Here is a 9,298-nt window from a genome sequence, read left to right as displayed (position 1 = left end):
GGGAGGGTGTTCGAAGATGGGTGTGGACGGATCACCGACCCCCTGCCACCGACCGCGCATCCTTGTCGTCGTCGGCCCCACCGCGGTCGGTAAGTCTGCGGCGGCCGTCGAACTGGCCGAACGCATCGGCGGGGAAATCGTGTGCGCGGATTCGCGTACCGTCTATTGCGGGATGGACATCGGTACGGCCAAGCCCACGCCGCAGATGCGCGAGCGGGTCACGCACCACCTGCTGGACGTGGCGGATCCGCGTGAGTTGTTCACCGTCCGCGACTTCCAGCGCATGGCGCGTGCCGCGATTGACGCCATCCGCGCGCGCGGGCGCACTCCGGTGCTGGTGGGCGGCACCGGCCTGTACGTGCGCGCCGTCGTGGACGGGCTGGACATCCCCGAAGTGCCGCCGGACTGGGCGCTGCGGCGTCGCTGGGAGGCGGAGGAGCGGGTCAACCCCGGCGTGCTGTACCGCCGGTTGCAGGTGCTCGACCCGGTAGCTGCCTCGCGGATTCCGCCTTCCAACGTCCGACGGGTGATCCGGGCGCTGGAGGTCTGCCACCACACCGGCCGGCCGGCCAGCCATCAGTGGGGTCGGGCGCCGGACCCGGAGGCCGTTCAGGTAGGTCTGACGATGGACCGCGCGACCCTGTACCGGCGCATCGACGGCCGGGTGGACGAGCAGATCCGGGCCGGGCTGGTGGACGAGGTTCGCGCGCTGCTCGGAGCCGGCGTGGACCCGGCGCTTCCCGCGATGCAGGGCCTGGGGTACAAGGAGATCGTCGCCCACCTGCGGGGCGAGGTGGGACTGGACGACGCGATCCGCGCCCTGCGGCGCAACACGCGCCGGTACGCCAAGCGCCAGCTCACCTGGTTCCGCGCAGACCCGCGCATCCGGTGGATCGCGGTCGACGGGCTGGATGCGAGCGAGGTCGCCGAACGCGTGATGCGCGCGGTATGCTGACGTGGGACGGAACTTCGGCCAGGTGTCACACTGCGACGGAAGGGGGACGGCATGCTCGAAGGACGCACCCGGTCGGTCGAAGCGCAGCGGCTCCAGCGGATCCCGGCGTACCTGTTCGCCGATCTGGACCGGCGCAAAGAAGAACTGCAGCGCAGAGGCGTCGATGTGATCAGCCTGGCGATCGGAGATCCCGACCTGCCCACACCCGGCCACGTCGTGCGGGCGCTGCAGGAGGCGGCCGCCGATCCTGCGACGCACCAGTATCCGCCGTATACCGGAACCCGCGGGTTCCGCGAGGCGGTCGCCGCGTGGTACGGCGAGCGGTTCGGCGTCGCTCTGGATCCCGACCGGGAGGTGCTGGCGCTGATCGGATCCAAGGAGGGCATCGCGCATCTGCCGTGGGCGGTCCTCGACGCGGGCGAGTACGCGCTCGTGCCGGATCCTGGTTACCCCGTCTACCGCGCGGCCACGGTGCTCGCCGACGGGGTGCCCTACGCGTTTGCGCTGCGGCCCGAGCGCGGCTTCCTGCCGGACCTGGACGCGATCCCCACGGACGTGGCGCGGGCGGCGGGGCTGATGTTTTTGAACTACCCGAACAATCCGACCGCGGCCACGGCCGACGTCGCGTTCTTCCGGGAGGTGGTCCGGTTCGCGCGCGACCACGACCTGATCGTGGTGCACGACAACTCCTACTCGGAGATCGCTTACGACGGATACCGTCCGCCGTCGTTCCTGCAGGCCGAGGGCGCCAAGGAAGTCGGGGTAGAGTTCCACTCCCTCAGCAAGACGTTTTGCATGACAGGATGGCGCATCGGGTTCGTCTGCGGGAACTCAGAGGTGGTAGGCGCGCTGGCCAAGCTCAAGACCAACCTGGACAGCGGGATCTTCGTCGCCGTGCAGCGCGCGGGCGAAGCCGCCCTGCGCGGACCCCTCAGCCCGCTGCGCGAGAGTCTGTCGGTGTTCGCGGCACGCCGCGACCTCGTGGTGGGCGCGTTGCGCGAGGCCGGATGGCGCGTGCCCACGCCGCGGGCGACGTTCTACGTGTGGGCGGAAGTCCCGGAGGGGTTCGACTCCGTGACGTTCGCGCAGCACGTGCTCGACCGGTGCGCCGTGGTGATCACGCCCGGCATCGGCTACGGGCAGGTGGGTGATCGGTACGTGCGGCTTTCGCTCACCACCCCGGACGACCGTCTGGCGGAGGCGGTCCGGCGGTTGCGGACCGCCCTGGCGTAAAGGACGATGCGGCGCACCTGCGGCCCCCGCTCCTCGAGGTGAGACCTGCGTCTGCCGTTCCTGATCGGTAACACCCGCCGTCTGCCGCCCGACGTCCGCACCGAGCTGGAGTCGCTGCGGTCTGCAGGCGTCCGCGAGGATATGGCCTGCTCGCCGGACCTGGCCCGCCGCCTGGCCGCCCTGGGCGCCCGCGCCGGCCGCGAAGTTGGCGTGCTTGTCTCCCGGCACGGCCGCGTCGTGCACGCGCTGGTGGGCCGGAACTGGCCGGGTCTGGAGGCCACTCTCGCGCAGCGCCGCGACGGGAGGGGCCTTTGCGGGTTGCGCCTGCTGCTGACCTACGGCCAGCCCGACGCCCACCCGACCGACGCCGACCTCGAGCTGCTGGACCATGCCCGGCTGGACCTGCTGGTCACCATCGGCCAGCGCAACGGCGAGGTCACCGAAGTGTGGGTCGCCTCGCGCGGCCGCGGCGGCGTCGCCCACATCGAAGGTTCGATCCCACCCGATGCGCTCGCACACGTCGCGGCGGCGCATCGGATTCGGTCTGCCGAACAGCACGCGAGGGACCCCGCCGAACCGGCCTCCCACCACCGCGCGGAGCGGGCGGTCCTGGTGGGTCTGGTCGTGCCCGGCAGGGAAGGCTGGTCCACGCCCGCCACGCTGGAGGAACTGCGCCGTCTCGCCGAGACCGCGGGCGCCGACGTCGTCGACGTCGTCGTGCAGAGCCGGCCGCGCCCCGACCCGTCGACGTTGATCGGCAAGGGGAAGGTCCAGGAGTTGCGGGGCCTTTGCGAGCGGGAGGCCGCCGACCTGGTGGTGTTCGACGAGGAACTCACCCCGGCCCAGCAGCGGACCCTGGAGGAGGAACTGGGCATCAAGGTGCTGGACCGCACCGCGCTCGTCCTCGACATCTTCGCGCGCCGCGCCCGCACGCGCGAGGGGCGCCTGCAGGTGGAACTGGCGCAGATGACCTATCTGCTGCCGCGGCTGGTCGGCAGGGGTGTGCTGCTGTCGCGGTTGGGGGGCGGGATCGGCACGCGGGGCCCGGGTGAGACGAAGCTGGAGACGGACCGCCGTCGCATCCGTTCCCGCATCACCGATCTGCGCGTGCGCATCGAGGAGATCACCCGCCACCGCCGCATGCAACGGCGCGCCCGCCGCGCGTTCCAGTTGCCGGTCGTCGCGCTGGTCGGCTACACGAACGCGGGCAAGTCCACCCTCCTCAACGCCCTCACGGATGCGGGCGTGGCGGTCGAGGACAAGTTGTTCGCGACGCTCGACCCGACGGCCCGCCGTGTGGAGCTGCCCGCAGGCGGTCCCGCCGTCGTGGTGGACACCGTGGGGTTCATCCAGAAGTTGCCGACCCAGCTCGTCGCGGCCTTCCGGGCCACCCTGGAGGAGATCACCGCATCCGACGTCCTCGTCCACGTCCTGGATGTCGCCCACCCCGACTGGCCGCGGCAGAAGCGGGCCGTGGAGGAAGTGCTGGCCGAGTTGGGCGCCACGGACAGGCCGATCGTGCTCGCCCTCAACAAGGTCGACCGGATCCCACCGCAGCAGGCGCGGGCGCTGATCGTGCAGACCGGCGGCGTCCCCATCAGCGCGCTGCGCAGGGAGGGCTTGGCGGGGTTGCTGGAGGCCGTGGGGGCGGCGCTGCCCCGGCGCACGGCGCGGGCGACGTTGGAGGTGCCGTACGGCCGCGCGGGGCTCTTGGGCGAGATCTACGCGCTCGGTCAGGTGTTGCAGCAGGACTACGGCCCGGATTCAATCCGCCTGGAGGTCGAGGCGCCCACCGCCGTCCTGGAGAAGATACGGTCCGTCGCGGCGTCCGACGACCGGGACGCGCCCAGCTTGGAGGAACGGGCGCAGGACAGGTAGACGCGAGTGACGGCCGCGGCCCTGCGGCACGACGCCCCGGTCCGCCGGAGGTCAGTGCAGCCGGCGGATCAGCCCGATCGCCTTTCCTTCGATGACCACCTCGCGGGAGCGGATCGGCTCCATCGTGGGGTTTTCGGGTTGCAGCCGGATGGCGTCTTCCTCGCGGAAGAAGCGTTTGACGGTCGCCTCGTCCCCGATCCGCGCGACGACGATGTCGCCGTTGTCGGCGTGCGACTGCCTGCGGACGACGAGGTAGTCGCCGTCGTGGATGCCGGCGCCGACCATCGACTCGCCGCGGACCCGCAGCAGGAAGCACTCGCCGCCCCCCGTGAACTCCTCGGGCAGGAGGAACGAATCCTCGATGTTCTGCTCTGCTAGGATCGGCTCGCCCGCTGTCACGCGGCCGACCACCGGCAGCAGCACCGACCGCTTGCGGGGCAGGGACGCGTCGTCGCGGAGGATCTCGATCGCGCGCGGCTTGCTGGGGTCGCGCCGGATGTATCCTTTCTTCTCGAGCGCACTGAGGTGGCTGTGCACGGTCGAGCTGCTCGTGAGGTGCAGGGCGTTTCCGATGTCCCGCACCGACGGCGGGTAGCCGTGCTGCCGCGTGTACTCCGCCACGTAGTTGAGGATCTCCCGCTGCCGCCGGGTCAGAGCTCTGCCCATGACGGAACCTCCCAGTGGAATCGACACGACCGCATGCTACCACACACACTTTCGGTACGCAAACGTCTGTTCCCTTCGAGGGGCCCGGATTCCTTGACCCTACCAGCGGGGCCCGGATAAAATCGAGAAAAACCGACGCAGCAGTGCATCGCAGGGAGGTGACGAGCCACGGACGCCGCCATGACCGCCTTGGTGGTCATCGCGGTGGGAGTGGTGGCCTTCTCAGCCGGGTACGTTCTGCGGAGGCTGGTCGCGGAAGCGAAGATCCGTTCGGCGGAGGAGCAGGCCCGGCGGATCCTGGATGATGCGAACCGTGAAGCGGATGCCCAACGCAAAGAGTCTCTCCTGGAGGCCAAGGAGGAGGCCCTGCGGGTCAAGCGCGAGGTCGAGCGCGAGATCCGCGAGCAGCGTGCCGACATCCAGCGGCTCGAGCGGCGGCTGGTCCAGCGGGAGGAAGCCCTAGACCGCAAGACCGAGCAGATCGAGCGCAGGGAACGCGCGATCCAGCAGCAGGAGCAAGAACTCGCCCAGCGCGCAGAAGAGATCACCGCTCTCATCGCCGAGCAACGCAGGACCCTCGAGCGCATCTCGGGGCTGACGTCCGATCAGGCGCGCGAGGAACTCCTGCAGCAGATCGAGGCGGAGGCGCGCGAGGACGCGCTCGCCCGCATCCGCAAGATCGAGCAGGAGACCCGCGAGGAGGCCGAGCGCCGCGCCCGCGACGTGCTCGCGCTGGCTATCCAGCGCACCGCGGCCGACCACACGACCGAGGTGACTGTCTCGGTCGTCCCGCTGCCCACCGACGAGATGAAGGGGCGGATCATCGGACGCGAAGGGCGCAACATCCGCGCGCTGGAGGCCCTCACGGGCGTCGACGTCATCATCGACGACACGCCTGAAGCCGTCGCGCTGTCATCGTTCGACCCCGTCCGCCGCGAGGTCGCCAAGATCGCCCTCGAGAAGCTGATGGCCGACGGCCGCATCCACCCGGCGCGCATCGAGGAGACCGTCGAGCGCGCCCAGCGGGAGCTGGACGAGCGCATCGCCGAAGAAGGGGAACGGGCCGCGTTCGAGGCCGGGGTACACGGGTTGCACCCGGACCTGGTCAAGCTGCTGGGCCGCCTGAAGTTCCGCACGTCGTACGGGCAGAACATCCTGCAGCACTCCGTGGAGGTGGCGCTGCTGGCCGGCGAGCTGGCGCTGCAGATCGGAGCGGACGCAGCCCTGGCCCGTCGCTGCGGGTTGCTGCACGACATCGGCAAGGCGCTCACGCACGAGGTCCAGGGCACGCACACGGAGATCGGAGCCGACCTGGCCCGCCGCTACCACGAGCACCCCGCTGTGATCAACGCGATCTTCTACCACCACGGAGAGGAGGAGGCGAAGTATGTCGAGGCGGTCCTGACAGCCGCCGCCGACTCGATCTCCGGTGCGCGTCCGGGTGCCCGCAAAGAGTCCGTGGAGATGTACATCAAGCGGCTGCAGAACCTGGAGCATCTGGCGGGGTCGTTCCCCGGCGTGGAGAAGGCGTACGCGATCCAAGCAGGCCGCGAGATCCGGGTCATCGTGCGGCCGAACGAGATCGACGATCTCACGGCCTACCGGCTGGCCCAGGACATGGCGCGCAGGATCGAGTCAGAGCTCGAGTACCCCGGACAGATCAAGGTGACGGTGCTCCGGGAGACGCGGATCGTGGAGTACGCGCGATGACCCCGACCCGTCGGCTGTGCCCATGACCCGACCGCGTGCCGGCGCACCGGCGGGCGGAGGTCGCCAGGCGCCGGACGGAGCCAACTTTCTGGCGGCCTTGCTGCTCCGGTTCCCGCAGCTGTCCTCGGCGTCGTTCGATCCGGCCACCGGGGCGGTCCGGTTGGTGTTGCTGCTGTCCCGGAGGCTTTCGGCGGCGGGCTTCGCGGCGTTCCGCCGCCGCCTCCAGGACTCGGTGGGAGTCCTCCACGAACTGAGCCGCTTCCCGACGCCCGAGGTGACGATCCGCAGGATGTTGGGGCCACAGTTCACGCGGATCGAGATCACGCGCTCGGTGGAAGACCTGACGGCGGAGGAAGTGCAGCTGATCTGCGACCTCGTCGCCGATGCGTTCGGCGCGGACCTGGCGGCCGGCGAGGAGGTGGCCGAGGACCTGGATGCCGCCGAGGAGGATCTGCAGAGGGCACTCGAGCACGTCCGGGAGCGCCGCCCCGCACGCGCGGTGGTAGGCGTACGGGAACGCGGCCAGGTCCTGGTCTACTACGCTGGCCGGCGCGTGCGCGACGGCTGATGCGGATCCTGTTCGTCGGCGACGTCTGCGGCAAGCCGGGCCGCCGCGTGGTGCAGCGCAGGGTGCCCGCGCTGCGCCGAGAACTCGGCGTGGACTTCGCCATCGCCAACGCCGAGAACAGTGCGGGCGGGACAGGGATCACGAAGCAGACGGCGTCCGAACTCTTCGCCGCGGGCGTGGACGTCCTGACCGGCGGCAACCACACCTGGCAGAAGCGGGAGGCTTACGAACTGCTCGACAGCAACCCCCGCGTGGTGCGGCCTGCCAACTACCCCCCAGGCGTGCCGGGTCAGGGCAGCACCGTGGTCCGCGCCGGATCCGCAGCGCTCGCCGTGCTGAACCTGCAGGGTCGGGTCTTCATGCAGCCGCTGGACGACCCCCTCCGGCTGGGACGGACGGAGGCGGCCAGGCTGCGGGAGATCACACCGTTCGTCGTCGTGGACTTCCACGCAGAGGCGACCAGTGAGAAGGTCGCCCTCGGGTGGTACCTGGACGGCCTGGTCAGCGCGGTCGTGGGGACGCACACCCACGTGCAGACGGCGGACGAGCGCGTCCTGCCCGGCGGGACCGCCTACATCACCGACGTGGGCATGACCGGTCCGCGCGACGGCATCATCGGCATGGACCGGCGCGCGATCCTCGACCGGTTCCTCACCCAGCTGCCGGCACGCTTCGAGGTGGCCAGGGGTACGGTTCAACTCAACGCCGTGCTCGTCGAGGTCGATGACGACGGACGGGCGACTGGCATCCGGCGGATCTACGAGGTGGAGTAGGATTTTCGCTTCCCTCCTCGAATAGGCGCTGAGCAGGCCGTAGGATCGGACCGGGGTGCGCATGGAGATGCTGCGGGTTTCGGCGAAGTCGAACCCCACTGCGGTGGCCGGGGCTCTGGCCAGCGTGATCCGCGAGCGCGGGAGCGCGGAGATGCAGGCGATCGGCGCTGCGGCGATCAACCAGGCCGTCAAGGCCGTGGCCATCGCCCGCGGTTACGTGGCCCCGACGGGTATGGACTTGGTGTGCATCCCGGCGTTCACGGAAGTCCAGATCGACGGCGAGGCCCGCACCGCGATCCGTTTCCTCGTGGAACCGCGTAAGGGCCGGGAACAGGGGACGGAGTCGAGAGACCGGGGCGGCGCTCTCTGACGGGCGGTCTGCGAAGCTGCCCCATTTGCCTGGGCACCCTGCCTCGTGCGCATCGACCTCCACACGCACACCACCGCCTCCGACGGAACGCTGTCTCCGCGCGAGCTCGTGCGCCTGGCCAGGCAGGTGGGTGTGGGAGTCCTCGGCATCACCGATCACGACACCGTCAAGGGAGTCGCCGAGGCGCTGGACGAGGGAGCCCGCGCGGGGGTCGAGGTCGTCCCCGGCGTGGAGCTCAGCACCGACGTGCCGGGGACGGAGGTGCACATCCTCGGTTACTTCGTGGACTGGGAGGCCGACTGGTTCGCAGCGTTCCTGTCGGGGATGCGTCGTGCCCGCTTGGCCCGTGCCCGGGAGATGGTGCGGAGGTTGAACGCTTTGGGCGTGCCCATCACGTTCGAGGACGTGGTCCGGTACGCCGACGGCGCCATCGGCCGGCCACACGTGGCGCGGGCGCTGGTGGAACGCGGCCACGTGGCCACCTTCGACGAGGCGTTCGACCGCTACATAGGACGCCACGGTCCTGCCTATGTCGAGCGGCCCAGGTTCGCGCCGGAGGAGGCGGTGCAGACGATCCGCGCCGCCGCGGGCGTGCCCGTGCTCGCCCACCCGCTGTGGGGCGGAGAGCCGGAACGGATCGAAGCGCTGGTGGGGGTGGGTCTAATGGGGATCGAAGCGTACTATCCGGAGCATACACCCAGCCAGACGCGCTCGTTCGTCGAGCTGGGCCGTCGGCTGGGACTCGTGCTGACGGGCGGCAGCGACTATCATGGACCGGGAATTGGTTCCAAGGCGCCGCTGGGCAGCCAGTACGTGCCCCCGCAGGCCGTCGAGGAACTGCGCAAGGCGAAGGAACGGGTCGTGAGCGGCGGGTCGTCCAGGCCGACTCCCCGTCCCTGACCGCCGGGAGGTTTCGATGCGTTGCGCGCGCTGCGGAACGGAGAACCCCCAGGGTAAGATCGTCTGCCGCAGGTGCGGCGCGCGGTTGCGGGCGAACCGTCAGGCGCCGGCGCCGATCGTCCGCGAGACCGAGCAGGCGTTGATGATACGAATCCGCCACGACTTGGTGGGTGTCGCGTTCGCGTTCGCCGTCGCGCTGGCCGTCGGTGCGGCCCTGGGGCTGTTCGTGATCCGGTAGTGAGATC

The 9,298-nt window shown here is 70.3% G+C and carries 10 protein-coding genes; 9 read left to right on the top strand and 1 reads right to left on the bottom strand.

The genetic code is table 11. From position 1 onward, the window contains the following. The 3 genes from miaA to hflX form a co-directional block, all read left to right on the top strand. Positions 1-955 (top strand): tRNA (adenosine(37)-N6)-dimethylallyltransferase MiaA (miaA, locus tag QN163_09820; protein MDR5684305.1); only part of this gene is annotated, 955 nt, incomplete at its 5' end. A 51-nt stretch (positions 956-1,006) separates the two neighbouring features. Next, on the top strand, positions 1,007-2,188 hold the full coding sequence (locus QN163_09815) for an LL-diaminopimelate aminotransferase (protein MDR5684304.1): 1,182 nt from the start codon (positions 1,007-1,009) through the stop codon (positions 2,186-2,188). A 141-nt stretch (positions 2,189-2,329) separates the two neighbouring features. Next, positions 2,330-4,066: a GTPase HflX gene (gene hflX / locus QN163_09810; GenBank protein MDR5684303.1), complete on the top strand. Its 1,737-nt coding sequence runs from the start codon at positions 2,330-2,332 to the stop codon at positions 4,064-4,066. 51 nt (positions 4,067-4,117) lie between these two features. On the opposite strand, the gene lexA is transcribed toward hflX, so the two are convergent. Continuing rightward, complete coding sequence (gene lexA, locus QN163_09805) at positions 4,118-4,732, bottom strand: transcriptional repressor LexA (GenBank protein MDR5684302.1); 615 nt, start codon at positions 4,730-4,732, stop codon at positions 4,118-4,120. 180 nt (positions 4,733-4,912) lie between these two features. Here lexA and rny point away from each other — a divergent pair, with 180 nt between their 5' ends. From rny to QN163_09775, 6 genes are all read left to right on the top strand, one after another. Further along, positions 4,913-6,442 carry a ribonuclease Y gene (gene rny / locus QN163_09800; GenBank protein MDR5684301.1) on the top strand — a complete coding sequence of 510 codons (1,530 nt, stop codon included), beginning with the start codon at positions 4,913-4,915 and terminating at the stop codon, positions 6,440-6,442. 22 nt (positions 6,443-6,464) lie between these two features. Next, positions 6,465-7,010 carry a hypothetical protein gene (locus tag QN163_09795; protein MDR5684300.1) on the top strand — a complete coding sequence of 182 codons (546 nt, stop codon included), beginning with the start codon at positions 6,465-6,467 and terminating at the stop codon, positions 7,008-7,010. Then, entirely contained in the window at positions 7,010-7,783 is a 774-nt protein-coding gene (locus QN163_09790) for a TIGR00282 family metallophosphoesterase (protein MDR5684299.1), read from the top strand. The genes QN163_09795 and QN163_09790 overlap by 1 nt, the downstream gene beginning before the upstream one ends. 61 nt (positions 7,784-7,844) lie before the next feature. After that, a complete protein-coding gene (locus tag QN163_09785) occupies positions 7,845-8,153 on the top strand; it encodes a stage V sporulation protein S (protein MDR5684298.1) in 309 nt (102 codons plus the stop codon). 45 nt (positions 8,154-8,198) lie between these two features. After that, positions 8,199-9,053: a PHP domain-containing protein gene (locus QN163_09780; protein ID MDR5684297.1), complete on the top strand. Its 855-nt coding sequence runs from the start codon at positions 8,199-8,201 to the stop codon at positions 9,051-9,053. A 16-nt stretch (positions 9,054-9,069) separates the two neighbouring features. Next, positions 9,070-9,291, top strand: coding sequence for a hypothetical protein (locus tag QN163_09775; GenBank protein ID MDR5684296.1), 222 nt, complete (start codon positions 9,070-9,072; stop codon positions 9,289-9,291). Positions 9,292-9,298 lie beyond the last annotated feature (7 nt).

Source organism: Armatimonadota bacterium (assembly GCA_031432545.1).
Taxonomy (GTDB): domain Bacteria; phylum Sysuimicrobiota; class Sysuimicrobiia; order Sysuimicrobiales; family Sysuimicrobiaceae; genus Caldifonticola; species Caldifonticola tengchongensis.
This window is presented reverse-complemented; position numbering and strand designations above follow the sequence as displayed.